Source organism: Pseudomonas sp. MF4836 (assembly GCF_002018875.1).
In the GTDB taxonomy this organism is placed as follows: domain Bacteria; phylum Pseudomonadota; class Gammaproteobacteria; order Pseudomonadales; family Pseudomonadaceae; genus Aquipseudomonas.
This window is the reverse complement of record NZ_MVOL01000004.1, coordinates 260,872-276,683: the sequence shown is the minus strand read 5'-3', so window position 1 is coordinate 276,683 and position 15,812 is coordinate 260,872. Positions and strand designations below refer to the sequence as shown.

Here is a 15,812-nt window from a genome sequence, read left to right as displayed (position 1 = left end):
CAGCGCCATGTCCTATCGCCTCAACGAATTCCAATTCGCCCTGCCGCCCAGCGAGCTGCTGGACGCGTCGATCAATATCCTCAAGTTCCCGGAGCTGGGCACCTCGCTGATCGTCAGTCGCAGCCTGCTGGCCGAGGGTGAAACCCTGCAAGGCAGCTTCGACAGCCAGTTGAAGAAACTCGAACAACAGGTCCAGGAACTGCGTTACCAGCCCGGGGTGGCGGTGCGTGTAGGCACGGCGCAAGAGGTCGATGCCCTTGAGCTGCGCAGCCAGTTCAACAAGGGCAATGAGCGGGTGTTCCAATACCAGTTGGCCCTGGTGCTGCCGGGCACGCGCAAGATGCTCGCCCTCAGCTACGTCAAGGCCCAGCCCCTGGGCGATGCCGATGCCGCGCACTGGGCCAGCATCAAGGGCTCCCTGAATTTCGACGGACCTCAGTGACGAGCGCCCTGCATGTCTGACGCACTTTTGTGGGCCGCCCGCCTGGGTGACGGGCTCGAACACAGCTCGATGATGGCGGACATCCTCAGCGGCGTGCTGGAGGTGGCGGCCAACGTCGCGATTACTGCCCTGGCTACCGCCGCCGTGGTGGCCGCGACCGGCATCACCGTGGCCACCGGCGGGCTCGGCGCCTGCCTGCTGGGCGCAGTGGTGGGGGTGATCGTCGGGCTGGCCATGAGCAAGACCGGGGCCGACAAAGGCCTGACGAAAATGTGCGACTGGATGGGCAACGCGCTGTTCCCCCCCTCAGTGCAGGCCACCATCCTCAGCGGCTCCACCGACACCCTGACCAACAACATTCCGGCCGCCCGTGCCGCGGGCACCGTGCCCTCCCATGTCGCCCCGTCGGGCACGCCGGAAAGCGCAGAACCGCCCGCGCCGGAGTCGCCAGAGTCGGCACAGGCCCCGGCCGAAGAGCCCGGCTTCCTGGACATGGCCAAAGGCTTCTTCTCGCAGATGTGGCGCCCCACCGTCGCCACCCCCGCCCCCGGTGCAGAACCCAAGCCGCTGGACCTGGTGACCTGCATGAAGCATCCACCGATGCCGCCGCAGTTTCTCGCCGAAGGCTCGGAAAAAGTCACCATCAACGGCCAGCCCGCCGTGCGCAGCGGCGACCGCAGCACCTGCGACGCCAAAGTCGTTGCCGCCGGCATGGTCTCGTCCAACGTCACCATCGGCGGCGGCTCGGTGGTGGTGCGCGAGATCCGCAGCGGCAAGACCCCAGGCGTGGGCCTGGCCATCACCGCGCTGATGATGCTCAAGGGCGCAAAGGGCAACTTCAAGGCCAACCTGCCGTGCATGTTGCTGGCGGGGGTCAATTCGTTTGTGGTCAGCCAGGCCATGGGGGCGCTGACCAATGCAGTAGTGGGTTCGCCGAACCCGGTGCATGCGCCAACTGGGGCCAAGGTGCTGGGCGGCGGCGAGGACATGGACTTTGTCTTGCCCGGACCTTTTCCGATCGACTGGCAGCGCGTCTACAACAGCCACGACGAACGTCACGACGGACTATTCGGTGCGGGTTGGAGCGTTACGTACGAAATCAGCGTCCAGATCGAAGCCCACCCCGATGGCGGCGAGCGCCTGATCTATACCGACGAGCAAGCCCGACGCATCGACATGGGGAGTATTGCGCTAGGCAGCGCGGTGTACAGCCCGGGTGAAAAACTCAGTGTGCGGCGCAACACCAACGGCCAGTTGCTGATTGAAAGCGAAAACGGCCTCTATCGGCTATTCGAACCCAACCCGGCCGACCCCACGCACCTGCGCCTTAGTCAACTGGGCGACCGCAACGACAATCGTATCTACCTCGACTACGCCGAAAGCGGGCATCTCACGCGACTACGCGATACCGATGACTTGATCCAGATTGAGCTGGGGTACAGCACGCAATGGCCTAAGCGCGTGTCGCAGATCGAATGTCTGTATCCCGATGGGGAGCGGGAGCTACTGGTCAGTTACGCCTACGATAGCGCCGGCGACTTGGCCGAGGTCAGAGACATCAGCACTCACGTCCAGCGCCGCTTTGCCTACGACAGCGGGCGGCGCATGGTCGAACACCAGTTGCCCACTGGGCTGCGTTGTTTCTATCAGTGGGGGTGGATAGAAGAGCGCGAATGGCGGGTGGTCCGGCACTGGACCGACGACGGCGAACAGTACCAGTTCGACTACGACTTGAGCGCCGGCATCACTCGTATTACCGACGGCCTGCAACGAACGAGTAGCCGTACCTGGAACAGCCAGCAGCAAGTCATCGAGTACACCGATAACCTTCAACAGACCTGGCGCTTCCAGTGGAATGAGGAGCGGCAACTGCTGGGGGCCATCGATCCCAAGGGTGGGCAGTACCAGTTCAGCTATGACGAGGCCGGCAACCTTAGCGCAAGCCTCGACCCTCTGGGACGCACCGAGTCGACCCTGTGGCTGGAACACTGGGCATTGCCGTTGGTGGAAACCGATGCAGGCGGTAACAGTTGGAGCTACCGCTACGACCCACGCGGCAACTGCATCCAGGAAACCGACCCCATGGGTGCGGTTACCCAGTACCGCTACAACGCTTACGGCCAGGTGGTGACGATCATCGACGCCAGCGGCAGGAGCAAGACTCTGGACTGGAACGGCCTGGGACAACTGGTCAAACATGTCGACTGCTCAGGCTATCCGACTCGCTTCGATTATGATCGGCGCGGCCACTTGCAGGTGATCACCGATGCCCTCGGCGAACGCCAGACTTACCAGTACGACGCTCACGGGCGGTTACTACAAAGCCAACTGGCCGATGGCAGAATCGAGCACTTTCAGCGCGATACCAATGGCTTGCTGACGCGCTACATCGACCCCGCAGGCCACGGAACCGGTTATCAGTACGACAGTCGTGGCCAGGTACGCCAGCGTATCGACGCTCAAGGCCGACAGGTACGTTTCAGTTATGACCCTTACGGTCGGCTGCAAGCCCTTACCAATGAAAATGGCGAACACTACCGCTTTACTTGGGACAAGGGCGACCGTCTGGTCGAGCAGCAGGACCTGGACGGCAGCGCCCGCCGCTATACCTACGACTTGCTGGGGCACCCGATCCGTGTCGATTACCTTCCAGCGTTTCATGGCAACGGCCTCGCACTGGTGCCAGATGTTGCGGTAGCGCCAATCGTCCATCACCTGCAACGCGATGCTGTGGGGCGGCTGACGACCAAGACAACCGACGACGGCACCACGGTCTACAGCTACTCGCTGCTGGACCAGTTACTTGGAGTTCGATTCACCGATCATCAGGGCCAGCAACAGGCACTGGCGTTCAGCTACGACGCCAACGGCCAACTGCTGACAGAGCAGAGCGCAACGGGCAGCTTGCAGCATCACTACGACGAACTCGGCAACATGGTGCAGACTCAACTCCCGGACGGCCGCTGGCTAAACCGGCTGACCTACGGCAGTGGCCATCTGCACCAAATCAACCTCGACGGGCAAGTCATCAGCGACTTCGAGCGCGACCGCCTGCATCGTGAAGTCATGCGTACCCAGGGTCAGCTCAGCACCCGCAGCGAGTACGATCGAAGCGGTCGCCTGCGCTCACGTCTACGCCGAACGAATCCGGCACTCTCCAACCTTCCCGCAACGGAACAGAAGCACTTCGAGTTCGACCTCAATAACCACCTGATCGGGCGTACCGAGCGCCATGTTTCAGGCCACGAACAACAATTGCTGCACTACGACGCGACCGGCCGCATCATCGCCAGCCAGGGCAGCCAGCAAGGCCAGAACGAAACCTTTGCCTACGATGCTGCCGCCAACTTGCTCGATGGCCCTAATGCGGGCGCCGGGCTGGTGGTGCATAACAAGTTGCTGACTTACCAGGACAAGCGTTATCGCTACGACGCCTTTGGCCGCATGGTCGAAAAACGCAGCGGCAGCCGTGGCGTCCAGCGTTTCACCTATGACTCAGAACACCGCCTGATCGAAGTCCGGAGTCAAAGTGCCCAGGGCGAGACGCGGCTACGAATGAGCTACGACCCACTGGGCCGGCGTATCGCCAAAAGCGAGCACGACAGCCACGACTATCCCTTGGGTGAAACACGTTTCGTCTGGGAAGGCACGCGCTTGTTGCAAGAACAACGCAACCAGCAGACCAGCCTGTACATATACGAAAACGATGGATACGAGCCATTGGCCCGGGTCGACGGCCTCGGCGCGCATCAGCGGATTCGCTACTATCACAACGACTTCAACGGGCTTCCGGAACTGCTGACGGAAGCCGATGGGCATCACATCTGGCAAGCCACTTACCGAGTCTGGGGCAATACCCTTAAGGAAGTACGCGAATCCTATTACATCGAAGAACAGAATCTCAGGTTTCAGGGACAGTACCTGGACCGTGAAACAGGGTTGCACTACAACACCTTCAGATTTTACGACCCGGACATCGGCCGCTTTATCTCCCCCGACCCGATAGGTTTGGCGGGTGGTATCAACCTTTACCAGTACGCGCCGAACCCGGTGACCTGGATCGACCCGCTGGGCTGGGCACCGTGGAAGTCAGGCCAATTCGACGAATGGTTCAATGCCGCGTCGGTGCAAGATATCAAAGACAACAAAACCTCTGTTTCGGCGGCATTGAGGGGCTCCGGCGGCAAGCATGAGCTGTTCCCGGTTTCTATCGCAGCCAAGGCCAAAGAACTGGGCTTCACGGCCCAGGAGCTTAAAAAATACGTTGTCGACACTGACCGGGTTACTTTTACCAAGGTGACCGATGCCAAAGGCGTACCAGTCCCGGATGGCGGCCACCACGGAAGCCGTGCCGGTCGGCACTTCCACAACAAATTGATTGCCGAACTCAAAGCGGCCACCAGCAAGAGCGATGCGAAACGAATAATCGCCAGAAATCATAAATCCCACATGAAACTGAGCAGGTGCTTATAAATGTCCAACGATGAAAACCAGGTACACGTCTGGATCGGCAGCAACTTCGCCCCTGAAGACCAGTATATGGAGTACTTCCAGCTGGACTATTCGGTCGAAGGAGACTTTGACGATCCCAGCTACAAGCTCTGCGGCTTCTGCGAGGACATTGGCACGCAGTGGTATGACGAAGACTTTATCGGGATCATCCCGCGTAGTGACGCCGAGGTTTCTCTGGATGAGATTCTGCAGGAAGCGGCGGTTGATCAGGACCAATTGGACGCGGTAAAACAGCGCTGCGCGGCGCTGGGGATCACCCAGGCCAACGCGATTTTCTGGTATCAGGATGCGGACTTGGTGCTCAAGCAGCCGATCAAGGATCAGTACAACGGCTTGAAATACATCGGTCTGTTCAAAGGCGACTAGGGCCGGTGTATGGGCCTAGCTCTGAATGCACGCCGCGTAGCGGGTGGCCCATTGCTTGTCGAACGTGAGGGCCTCGGGCTCTTCGGGATCGATGGTGATGTTCCACAGCTTCTGCTGTTCCACCTCGTATTTGACCCAGCCGATGATGCCGCTGCCGGAGGTGTCGTAGAACAGCTGGAGCGACAGTTCGTCGCCCTTGTCGGTGTCGATCAGCAACTTGAGTTTGTCCGGGGTGGTGAAGTCGCGGTAGGGGTAGTTGCTGCTCCTGACCATCTCGGTGAGGTAGCCGTAGCAGCTGGCGACGCCTGTTGCCTCATCGGCCAGGGCCGGCATCGCCCCCAGGCTGCCCAGCAGGGCGAGGATGGCCAGATTCAGGTTCCGCATGATTGCCCCTTGAGCTTGAGAGTTTCGACTTGTCCGGCGATTTCGATGCGGGCCTCGACCTGGCGGTCGTGGGATTCCTGGTATTCGCTGAAGTTGTTGCGCTTGAGGATGTTCAGGGTCACACGCATGTCTGCCGAGGCGTTCTGGTACTCGACCCGGTTGTTGCTCTGGGCGCCACTGGTCAATTCCACCAGTTGGCCGCCGGTCTTGAGGTAGAGGAAGTGTTCGTCGATCTCTACCAGCAGCCGTGGGGCCTTGGGCGCAACGCTGTAGTCGGGGCGTGCCAGCGAATAACCGCACAGCCAGATCCCCGGGCTGTCGTACTTCTGGCTGTTGAACCACTTCAGGGCTTCGCGATAGCCCACTTGCGTCAGCGCCGACCCTGGCTCGGCCACGGCGAAGGCCGAGTTCATGCTCAACCCGAGAACGCACCCGCACACCATCCGCCAGGCACGGCCCATGGCCGCTGAGGGTACTGGTGTGGTGGTCGGGAGCGGGAAAGGTGTCGAGCGGGTCATCCTTGGCCTTTGTTCGCAAGTAAAGCAGTGCGCATGCTAGCCATGCCCAAAGCCATGCGCAAGACGCTTTCAGTGACGCCATCGGCAAATATGCAGGCATAAAAAAATGAGCACCCGAACGGTTCGGCGTGCTCATTTTTTGTACTGCTCTCCCCGCTTCGGGGCGTGCAGTGCTTAAGGGTTGACGCTGTCCTTGAGGGACTTGCCTGGCTTGAAGGCAACGGTGTTGCTGGCCTTGATTTTTACCGGCTCGCCGGTTTGCGGGTTCTTGCCGGTACGGGCGCCACGGTGGCGCTGCAGGAAGGTGCCAAAACCAACCAGGGTCACGCTGTCTTTGCGATGCAGGGCACCGGTGATTTCTTCGAGAACGGCGTTGAGTACGCGGTTGGCCTGCTCTTTGGTCAGATCCGCTTTTTCAGCGATGGCGGCGGCGAGTTCTGGTTTACGCATAGTGAAGCCTCTTTGACGGTTTTTTGTTGTTATGTCCGTGCTGTTCTTCCGGAACAGCGCCCAAGGCGCCGCAGGCTCTACTCTGCGGCAGACGGGTGTGAGGATGGCACGCACTTGAGAGTGGCGCCAGTCTCCCCACGACCTTTGTAGGGGCAAAATCGGGGTTATTCCGACAGAACGACCGCTATTTATGCCAGCAACGGCGGAAGCTCTTTGTTCAGGGCCAGTTTCTCCATCACCGCGGTGCCGGTCAGGGCGTAGCCCAGCAGCTGGCCGCTGGCATCGCGGCACAGCACCTTGATGTCGGCGCCCTGCCCTTCAGCGCTCCACACCCCTTCGCGGCCGCGAGGTGGCGGCGAGACCACCAGCGGGCAGACCGGGGTTTTCACGGTGATCGGCATCGGCCCGTAGCCGACGGTCGTCGGGTTGCCGGCCAGGGTCTGGGCCAGGGCGCGGGCGCAGCTCATCAGCGGCATCACGTACAGCAGGTTGAGGCCATCGACCTCGGCGCAGTCGCCCAGGGCGTAGATATTGGCGTGGGAGGTTTTCAGCTGCCGATCGACGGCAATGCCGCGGCCGACCACCAGCCCGGCAGCCGCAGCCAGATCGGTGCGCGGACGCAGGCCGATGGCCGAGACCACCAGGTCGCAGGCGATCACCTGGCCGTCGGAGAGGTGCGCTTGCAGGCCGTCCTCGCTGCGCTGCAGGCGGTTGAGCACCGGCCCCAGGTGGAAGCGAGCGCCCAGGCTTTCAAGCCCGGCCTGCACCGCTGCAGCGGCGGCCGGGTGCAACAGGGTCGGCATCACTTGCTCGCACGGCGCCACCAACTCGACTTCATAGCCGCCGAGGATCAGGTCATTGGCGAATTCACAGCCGATCAGCCCGGCCCCCAGCAACAGCACCCGGCGCTTGCCGGCGGCGGCAGCCCGGAAGCGTGCGTAGTCTTCCAGGTCGTTGATCGGGAAGATCAGCTCGGACGCGTCGCCTTCCACCGGCACGCGCACGGTTTGCGCGCCGCAGGCCAGGATCAGGTCGCGATACGCCACCGCTTCCTCACCGATCCACAGGCGCTTGTGGCCCGGGTCGATTCCGCTGATGCGGGTATGGGTGCGCACCTCGGCCTTGAGCTGCTCGGCCATGGCGCCCGGCTCGGCCATGCTCAGGCCGTCGGCGTCCTTGTTTTTGCCGAAGCCGGTGGACAGCATCGGCTTGGAGTAGGAGCGACCGTCATCCGCCGTAATCAGCAACAGCGGTGTTTCGCCGTCGAGTTTGCGAAACTCCCGGGCCAGGTTGTAACCCGCAAGTCCGGTGCCAACGATCACGACAGGTGCGCTCATCCCTTTCTCCTTGTTATGCAATTGATCAAAAAATCGCCATTAACCGATTTCGATCATCTCGAAATCCATTTTGCCCACGCCACAGTCCGGGCACAGCCAGTCCTGCGGCACATCTTCCCAGCGGGTACCGGGCAAGATACCGTCGTCCGGCCAGCCATCGGCTTCGTTATAGATCAGGCCGCAGACCACACATTGCCACTTTTTCATGTACGCATTTCCTCAGGTTCTCAGGCGTTGCCGGCGCGGCGGTCGATGGATCGACTCTGATTGCCGTCCGGCTCAGGGCGTTTTGTACTGATCGCTCAGCGCAGATGCAAGCATGTTCGCAGCGCCAAGCCACCCCGATCAATCAAAGTTCGCGGACGACATGTTAAGCTCGGCGCCTCATTTGCTGCCAATAATGACTCACTGTGCCGCACTCTAATCCCCCCGTTCCGACCCCGGCCTGGCTGCCACACAGCCAGTTGTCGCCCCTCCCCGATGCGCAGATTGTCGATTGGCTGTTCGATCAAGGGTCGCTGACCCGGCGCCTGACCCGGCTGTCGGACAACGGCTTCAGCGTGACCCCGCTGGTGGAAGGCTGGCAGCCCCTGCGCGCCGACGAGTGTGCAGCCCTGGACCTGCCCGCAGACAGCCAGGGCTGGGTGCGCGAGGTGTACCTGCGCGGCCATGGCGAGGCCTGGGTATTCGCCCGCAGCGTTGCCGCACGCACGGCCCTGGAGAATGGCGGGCTGAATATTGACGAACTGGGCAGCCGTTCCCTGGGTGAATTGCTGTTCTGCGACCAGGCGTTCCAGCGCCGCGCCATTGAGGTCTGCCATTACCCGCGCCAATGGCTGCCCGCCGAGGTCCAGGCCGACGCGCTCTGGGGCCGCCGCTCGCGCTTCGACCGCGGCACGCTGAGTGTGCTGGTAGCGGAAATCTTTTTGCCGACCCTGTGGGACGCGGTACGCGCCCACCCGGAGAACTGCTGATGTACCAGAGCCTGCTCAAATCCCTGAATCGCCTCAACCCGCGGGCCTGGGACTTTATTCAACTGACCCGCATGGACAAGCCGATCGGCATCTACCTGCTGCTCTGGCCCACCCTCTGGGCCCTGTGGATTGCCGGCAAGGGCGCGCCATCCCTGGCCAATATCGTGATTTTCGTACTCGGTGTGACCCTGACCCGGGCGGGTGGCTGCGTGATTAATGACTGGGCCGACCGCAAGGTCGACGGCCACGTCAAACGCACCGAGCAACGGCCGCTGGTGAGCGGCAAGATCAGCTCAAAAGAGGCCCTGGTGTTCTTCGCGGTGCTGATGTTTATCAGCTTCCTGCTGGTGCTGTGCACCAACGCCACCACCATCTGGCTGTCCCTGGGCGGATTGGCGCTGGCGGCCAGCTACCCGTTCATGAAGCGTTACACCTACTACCCGCAGGTGGTGCTGGGCGCGGCGTTTTCCTGGGGCATTCCCATGGCCTTCACCGCCGAGACTGGCGAGTTGCCGGCCAGCGCCTGGCTGCTGTATATCGCCAACCTGCTATGGACCGTGGGCTACGACACTTATTACGCCATGACCGACCGCGACGACGACCTGCGGATCGGGGTGAAATCCACCGCCATCCTGTTTGGCGAAGCGGACCGGGTGATCATCCTCAGCCTGCAGGGCCTGGCCCTGGGCTGCCTGCTGCTGGCGGGCGCGCGGTTCGATCTGGGGGGCTGGTTCCACCTCGGGCTGCTGGTGGCGGCCGGGTGCTTTGTCTGGGAGTTCTGGTACACCCGCGACAAGGACCGGATGAAATGCTTCCGGGCCTTCCTGCATAACCATTGGGCGGGGTTGGCGATTTTCCTGGGGATCGTTGCCGATTACGGCTTGCGCTGACACGAGCGGGAGTACACCTGGAAGAATGCGGTGCCGCTGATGGCCAGCGCAGCGTGCCGCAGCGGCTACACCTGTAGCCGCTGCCGAGCCCGCGAGGCTGCGCGGGCCGGCATGGGCATAGAGGGGGTTAAGGTTTGGCCACCTTCCAGGCGCCGTCCATTTTGCCTTCACCGGTCATGTCGCCGGCCTTTTTGTCCATAACGAAGGTGTACAGCGGCTTGCCATCGTAGGCCCACTGCATGGTGCCGTCATCGCGCTTGACCGTGGTCCACTTGCCCATGGCCTTGTCGCTGCCTTCGGCCATCAACGGCGGCCAATTGCCGGCGCATTTGTCGTTGCACATGGACTTGCCACCCGCGTCCTTGGCAAAGGTGTAGAGGGTCATGCCTTTGTGGTCGACCATCATCCCGTCTTTGCTCATGGCGGGGTCGGCGGCGAAAGCCAGTGTCGGCAGCGCCAGGGCAGCAGCGACCAGCAGGGCCTTCCAGGATTGCGTCAGTTGAGTCATGGAAACCTTCTCTTGTGGTTGTCAGGATTCGGACTCAAAGCTTAGTTCATGAATGCGCGGGCCGCCGTCGGCCTGAAATACTGTCACACGACTGCAATAATTCCGTTATCTAATGCGGCGCAAGACAGTTAAATGACAAGAGGTTCAAGCATGGTTGGCAGAAGCATTCTGATCGTTGACGACGAAGCGCCTATTCGCGAAATGATCGCCGTTGCGTTGGAAATGGCCGGCTATGACTGCCTGGAGGCTGAAAACTCCCAGCAGGCCCACGCCATTATCGTCGACCGCAAGCCCGACCTGATCCTGCTCGACTGGATGCTGCCCGGCACTTCGGGCATCGAACTGGCGCGGCGCCTCAAGCGCGACGAGCTGACCGGGGATATCCCGATCATCATGCTCACCGCCAAGGGCGAAGAGGACAACAAGATCCAGGGCCTGGAAGTCGGCGCCGACGACTACATCACCAAGCCGTTTTCACCTCGCGAGCTGGTGGCGCGCCTCAAGGCCGTGCTGCGCCGCGCGGGCCCGACCGATGGTGAAGCGCCGATTGAAGTCGGCGGCCTGCGGCTCGACCCGATCAGCCACCGCGTGACCATCGACGGCACCCCCGCCGAAATGGGCCCGACCGAATACCGCCTGCTGCAATTTTTCATGACCCACCAGGAACGCGCCTACACCCGTGGCCAGCTGCTGGACCAGGTCTGGGGTGGCAATGTCTATGTTGAAGAACGCACCGTCGACGTGCACATTCGACGCCTGCGCAAAGCGCTGGGTGAAGCCTACGAGAACCTGGTACAAACCGTGCGCGGCACCGGCTATCGCTTTTCAACCAAGGCATGACATCAGCGCCAAGCTATGAGCTGCAAGCGGCAAGTTGACCGCTTCTGAACTTGTAGCTTGCAACTTGGAGCTGTCCCCTACGTGAACCAAAACTGGCATGGCACCCTGATTCGCCACATGCTGCTTCTGATCACCGGCTGCCTGCTGGTCGGCCTGATCAGCGGTTATTACGGCTGGAGCATGGCCATCGGCCTGGCGATCTACCTGGCCTGGACCCTCAAGCAACTGCTGCGCCTGCACGAATGGCTGCGGCTGCACCAGCCGGACCAGGCACCGCCCGATGGCTACGGCCTGTGGGGTGAAGTGTTCGACAGCATCTATCACCTGCAACGCCGCGACCAACGGGTGCGCGGGCGCCTGCAAGCGGTGATCGACCGGGTCCAGGAGTCCACCGCCGCCCTGAAGGACGCGGTGATTATGCTCGACAGCGACGGCAACCTGGAATGGTGGAACCGCGCCGCAGAAACCCTGCTGGGCCTCAAGACCCCGCAAGACAGCGGCCAGCCGGTGACCAACCTGGTGCGCCACCCGCGCTTCAAGGAGTACTTCGAGCAGGACAACTACGCCGAGCCGCTGGAAATCCCCTCGCCGATCAACGACCGCCTGCGTATCCAGCTCTACATCACCCGCTACGGCAACAACGAGCACCTGATGCTGGTGCGCGATGTCACCCGCATTCATCAGCTGGAGCAGATGCGCAAAGACTTCATCGCCAACGTCTCTCATGAGCTGCGCACGCCGTTGACGGTGATCTGCGGCTACCTGGAAACCCTGCTCGACAACGTCGAGGAAGTGAACCCGCGCTGGAGCCGTGCCCTGCAGCAGATGCAGCAACAAGGCGGACGCATGCAGACCCTGCTCAACGATCTGCTGTTGCTGGCGAAGCTGGAAGCCACCGACTACCCCTCGGACAACCAGCCGGTGGCGATCGATACCTTGCTGCAATCGATCAAGAGCGACGCCCAGGCCCTGTCCGGCGAGCGCAACCAGCGCATCAGCCTGGAAGCGGATTCCAGGATCCAGCTCAAGGGCAGCGAGGCGGAACTGCGCAGCGCGTTCTCCAACCTGGTGTTCAACGCGGTGAAATACACCCCGGCCGAAGGCAATATCCGCATTCGCTGGTGGGGTGATGAGCAAGGCGCGCACCTGAGCGTGCAGGATTCGGGCATCGGCATCGACAGCAAACACCTGCCGCGCCTGACCGAGCGCTTCTACCGCGTGGACTCCAGCCGCAACTCCAATACCGGCGGCACCGGCCTGGGCCTGGCCATCGTCAAGCACGTGCTGCTGCGCCACCGCGCGCGCCTGGAGATCAGCAGCGTGCTGGGTCACGGCAGCACGTTCACCTGCCATTTCGCCCCCACCCAGGTCAAGAAAACCGCCCCCACGCCCTGACCGGCCAGCGCTGACAGCGACTCGCCACTAGGCAATCGTCCTGTCAGCCGCTACATTGGCGCACTTGTGCCTGCCTTTCAGGCACCGCATTTCCTTCTTTTTTCGCCTACACGGAACCCGCAAAACTCCATCATGGACCCATCCCCTGGTTTTACCCTCGCGACACTCTTCGCCGACTTCGGCATGATTCTTTTTGCTCTGATCCTGGTTCTGCTCAACGGCTTCTTCGTTGCCGCCGAGTTCGCCATGGTCAAATTGCGCTCCACCCGGGTCGAGGCCATCGCCCACAAGAACGGTTGGCGCGGACAGATCCTGCGCACCGTACACAGCCAGCTCGACGCCTATCTGTCGGCCTGCCAACTGGGTATCACCCTGGCCTCCCTGGGCCTGGGCTGGGTCGGTGAACCGGCCTTCGCACACATTCTGGAACCACTGCTGGGCGCCATCGGCGTCGAGTCGCCGGAGATCATCAAGGGCGTGTCGTTCTTTGCCGCCTTCTTCGTGATTTCCTACCTGCACATCGTGGTCGGCGAGCTGGCGCCCAAATCCTGGGCCATTCGCAAACCCGAGCTGCTGTCGCTGTGGACGGCGGTGCCGCTGTACCTGTTCTACTGGGCCATGTACCCGGCCATCTACCTGCTCAACGCCAGCGCCAACACCATCTTGCGCATCGCCGGCCAGGGCGAGCCCGGCCCGCACCATGAACACCACTACAGCCGCGAAGAACTGAAACTGATCCTGCACTCCAGCCGTGGCCAGGACCCCAGCGACCAAGGCATGCGCGTACTGGCCTCGGCCGTGGAAATGGGCGAGCTGGAAGTGGTGGACTGGGCCAACTCCCGGGAAGACCTGATCAGCGTCGAATTCAACGCGCCGCTCAAGGAAATCCTCGCCCTGTTCCGCCGCCACAAGTTCAGCCGCTACCCGGTGTACGACAGCGACCGCAACGAGTTCGTCGGCCTGCTGCACATCAAGGATCTGCTGTTGGAATTGGCGGCCCTGGACCACATTCCCGAGTCGTTCAACCTCGCCGAACTGACCCGCCCGCTGGAGCGCGTATCGCGGCACATGCCGCTGTCGCACCTGCTGGAACAGTTCCGCAAAGGCGGCTCGCACTTCGCCCTGGTGGAAGAGGCCGACGGCAAGATCATCGGCTACCTGACCATGGAAGACGTGCTCGAAGTGCTGGTCGGCGACATCCAGGACGAACACCGCAAGGCCGAACGCGGCATCCTCGCCTACCAGCCGGGCAAGTTGCTGGTGCGCGGCGATACGCCGTTGTTCAAAGTCGAACGCCTGCTGGGCATCGACCTTGACCACATCGAGGCTGAAACCTTGGCCGGCCTGGTCTACGAAACCCTGAAACGGGTTCCGGAAGAAGAGGAAGTCATGGAAGTCGAAGGGCTGCGCATCATCATCAAAAAGATGAAGGGCCCGAAAATCATCCTGGCCAAGGTTTTGATGCTCGACTGATAGCCCCCTTGGCCCCCGCCCCTCTCCAATGGCTGCAAAACCTTCCCTGCCGATAGATTGCGGGCATAGGGTTTGCGGCCGCTGCGCGGCCGAGCGGGAGCAAGCTCCGTCGCCACAGGGGGGCTTATGCCGGGCGATGAACCTCGATGCGCTGCGTGCGCTTTTGTGGCGAGCGAGCTTGCTCGCGCTCGGACGGCCGGGGCTCCGGGGTGCAGCTGCCCCGATGCCAGCAACCTCACTCCTCCTGATAAATCGCGGGCTCAGGGTTTGCGGCCGCTGCGCGGCCGAGCGGGAGCAAGCTCCCTCGCCACGGGGGGCTTATGCCGGGCGATGAACCTCGATGCGTTGCGTGCGCTTTTGTGGCGAGCGAGCTTGCTCGCGCTGGGGCGGCCGGGGCGGAAGCTCTGATGGCAGCAACCTCATTTCTACAGGTAAGTTGCGGGCTCAGGGCTTGCCGAGGGCGAAGTTGGGCAGGCTGCTGACAGGCTGGTTGAACTGGTAGGGAATCGACACCAGCCCCAAGCCGGTGTTGCGCTGCACCACGAAGTGCAGGTGCGGACCCGTGCTGTTGCCGGTATTGCCCGACAGCCCGAGGGGGCTGCCCACGGCCACCCGCTGACCTTCACGCACCCTCAGTGAGCCACGCTGCAAGTGCAGGTACACGCCCATGGTGCCGTCATCGTGCAGCACCCGGACAAAGTTGCCGGCCGGGTTGTTGCCGCGCCCGGTCTGGCTGTTCTCGGTCTTCACCACTACCCCGCCACGGGCGGCAATGATCGGCGTGCCCTCGGGCATGGCGATGTCCATGGCGTAGCGGCTTTTCGGACCGAAGTGGCTGTACTGCCCATCCGCACCCTGGGTCAGGCGAAACGGTCCTCCACGCCATGGCAGCGGATAGCGATAGGTCTGAGCCGCGCCTGAAGGGTCGCCCAGGGAATAACGGAACCTTGGGGTATACACCAGCGGCTGATCGAGCCGGCTCGCCGTGAGCAGCGCCAGGCGCGTCCTGCTGCGCGCCGGCAGCACCCGCCGAATCGGTGCTTTCGGTGCCGCGCTGACATTGCTCAAGCCGCCAAAGCTCAACTCGACCTCGACCGGCGCATACAGCTCGTTGCGCACAAACACACTGTCGACGCCTTTTTGCCGCTGAATATCCAGATGCACCTGCCGCTCCAGGTGTTCGACCATGCGATCCCGGAACACGAATACCTGGGCACCCGGCGTCGCTCGATCGCTGTACGAAACCACTCCGTTGGCGTCGGTGGACTTGTAGATGGTCATGGCGACTGCCGAGGAGGCAGACAGCCACAGGCCACAAAAAAACAGCAGGCGCACGAGCATGGGCAACTATCTTGAAAAATCCAGCCGCGAGACTAACAGCAGCACATGGAGCTTGTGTGAATCAGACCGGAATCAGCGGCCCGGTGGGAGCGGCGCCGACACTGATATCGACCTCCAGTTGCGCGGCGTCGGACAGGTTCACCAGCGCGTCGAGGGAGAATTTGTTGATCTTGCCGCTGAGCACGTCGTTGAGCCGTGGCTGAGTGATGTTGAGCCGCTGGGCCGCTGCCTTTTGCGAAAGCCCCCAGGTCTTGATGGTCTTGCTCAGTTCCATCATCACTTTGGAGCGCAGGCGCATATTGGCCGCCTCCTGGGGCGAATCCTCTAGGGCATCCCAGACACTGTCGAAGCGTTGAATATGTTGATGTTCGTTCATGGTGTG

16 protein-coding genes are annotated in these 15,812 nt (G+C 62.0%); 8 read left to right on the top strand and 8 right to left on the bottom strand.

Annotated elements, in window-relative coordinates; all coding sequences use genetic code 11:
* Nucleotides 1–7 precede the first annotated feature (7 nt).
* Genes MF4836_RS11450 through MF4836_RS11440 form a run of 3 tightly spaced genes read left to right on the top strand, consistent with a single transcriptional unit; the run spans nucleotide 8 to nucleotide 5,320 of the window.
* Nucleotides 8–442 (top strand): DcrB-related protein, encoded by a 435-nt coding sequence (locus MF4836_RS11450; RefSeq protein ID WP_078470425.1) that lies wholly within the window; start codon nucleotides 8–10, stop codon nucleotides 440–442.
* 12 nt (nucleotides 443–454) lie between these two features.
* Complete coding sequence (locus tag MF4836_RS11445) at nucleotides 455–4,915, top strand: RHS repeat-associated core domain-containing protein (RefSeq protein ID WP_078470424.1); 4,461 nt, start codon at nucleotides 455–457, stop codon at nucleotides 4,913–4,915.
* The gene (locus MF4836_RS11440; RefSeq protein WP_078470423.1) at nucleotides 4,916–5,320 is read left to right on the top strand and encodes an immunity 22 family protein; all 405 of its coding nucleotides are present in this window, start codon (nucleotides 4,916–4,918) and stop codon (nucleotides 5,318–5,320) included.
* A gap of 15 nt (nucleotides 5,321–5,335) precedes the next feature.
* Here MF4836_RS11440 and MF4836_RS11435 read toward each other — a convergent pair whose 3' ends face one another.
* From MF4836_RS11435 to MF4836_RS11415, 5 genes are all read right to left on the bottom strand, one after another.
* Nucleotides 5,336–5,704, bottom strand: coding sequence for a hypothetical protein (locus MF4836_RS11435; protein WP_078470422.1), 369 nt, complete (start codon nucleotides 5,702–5,704; stop codon nucleotides 5,336–5,338).
* Complete coding sequence (locus MF4836_RS11430) at nucleotides 5,692–6,117, bottom strand: hypothetical protein (protein WP_238596142.1); 426 nt, start codon at nucleotides 6,115–6,117, stop codon at nucleotides 5,692–5,694. Before MF4836_RS11430 ends, MF4836_RS11435 begins: the two co-directional genes overlap by 13 nt.
* A gap of 279 nt (nucleotides 6,118–6,396) precedes the next feature.
* Nucleotides 6,397–6,672 (bottom strand): HU family DNA-binding protein, encoded by a 276-nt coding sequence (locus tag MF4836_RS11425; RefSeq protein ID WP_003213368.1) that lies wholly within the window; start codon nucleotides 6,670–6,672, stop codon nucleotides 6,397–6,399.
* Nucleotides 6,673–6,860: 188 nt separating this feature from the next.
* The gene (locus MF4836_RS11420) at nucleotides 6,861–8,009 is read right to left on the bottom strand and encodes an NAD(P)/FAD-dependent oxidoreductase (RefSeq protein ID WP_078470420.1); all 1,149 of its coding nucleotides are present in this window, start codon (nucleotides 8,007–8,009) and stop codon (nucleotides 6,861–6,863) included.
* Nucleotides 8,010–8,048: 39 nt separating this feature from the next.
* Nucleotides 8,049–8,216: a rubredoxin gene (locus tag MF4836_RS11415; RefSeq protein ID WP_020298281.1), complete on the bottom strand. Its 168-nt coding sequence runs from the start codon at nucleotides 8,214–8,216 to the stop codon at nucleotides 8,049–8,051.
* Nucleotides 8,217–8,419: 203 nt separating this feature from the next.
* Between MF4836_RS11415 and MF4836_RS11410 the strand changes: the two genes are divergently transcribed.
* Nucleotides 8,420–8,983: a chorismate--pyruvate lyase family protein gene (locus MF4836_RS11410; protein ID WP_043229853.1), complete on the top strand. Its 564-nt coding sequence runs from the start codon at nucleotides 8,420–8,422 to the stop codon at nucleotides 8,981–8,983.
* A complete protein-coding gene (ubiA, locus tag MF4836_RS11405) occupies nucleotides 8,983–9,873 on the top strand; it encodes a 4-hydroxybenzoate octaprenyltransferase (protein WP_078470419.1) in 891 nt (296 codons plus the stop codon). Before MF4836_RS11410 ends, ubiA begins: the two co-directional genes overlap by 1 nt.
* Nucleotides 9,874–10,000: 127 nt before the next feature.
* Here the strand turns inward: ubiA and MF4836_RS11400 are convergent, their stop codons facing one another.
* Complete coding sequence (locus MF4836_RS11400) at nucleotides 10,001–10,381, bottom strand: COG4315 family predicted lipoprotein (RefSeq protein ID WP_020298278.1); 381 nt, start codon at nucleotides 10,379–10,381, stop codon at nucleotides 10,001–10,003.
* Nucleotides 10,382–10,531: 150 nt separating this feature from the next.
* Between MF4836_RS11400 and phoB the strand changes: the two genes are divergently transcribed.
* The 3 genes from phoB (at nucleotide 10,532) to MF4836_RS11385 (ending at nucleotide 14,089) form a co-directional block, all read left to right on the top strand.
* Nucleotides 10,532–11,221: a phosphate regulon transcriptional regulator PhoB gene (phoB, locus tag MF4836_RS11395; RefSeq protein WP_020298277.1), complete on the top strand. Its 690-nt coding sequence runs from the start codon at nucleotides 10,532–10,534 to the stop codon at nucleotides 11,219–11,221.
* 117 nt (nucleotides 11,222–11,338) lie between these two features.
* A complete protein-coding gene (phoR, locus tag MF4836_RS11390) occupies nucleotides 11,339–12,616 on the top strand; it encodes a phosphate regulon sensor histidine kinase PhoR (protein WP_238596147.1) in 1,278 nt (425 codons plus the stop codon).
* Between the two features lie 132 nt (nucleotides 12,617–12,748).
* Complete coding sequence (locus tag MF4836_RS11385) at nucleotides 12,749–14,089, top strand: hemolysin family protein (protein WP_020298275.1); 1,341 nt, start codon at nucleotides 12,749–12,751, stop codon at nucleotides 14,087–14,089.
* Between the two features lie 444 nt (nucleotides 14,090–14,533).
* Here the strand turns inward: MF4836_RS11385 and MF4836_RS11380 are convergent, their stop codons facing one another.
* Complete coding sequence (locus tag MF4836_RS11380; RefSeq protein WP_078470417.1) at nucleotides 14,534–15,430, bottom strand: peptidoglycan DD-metalloendopeptidase family protein; 897 nt, start codon at nucleotides 15,428–15,430, stop codon at nucleotides 14,534–14,536.
* A gap of 61 nt (nucleotides 15,431–15,491) precedes the next feature.
* Nucleotides 15,492–15,806: a helix-turn-helix domain-containing protein gene (locus MF4836_RS11375; protein ID WP_020298273.1), complete on the bottom strand. Its 315-nt coding sequence runs from the start codon at nucleotides 15,804–15,806 to the stop codon at nucleotides 15,492–15,494.
* Between the last annotated feature and the right edge of the window lie 6 nt (nucleotides 15,807–15,812).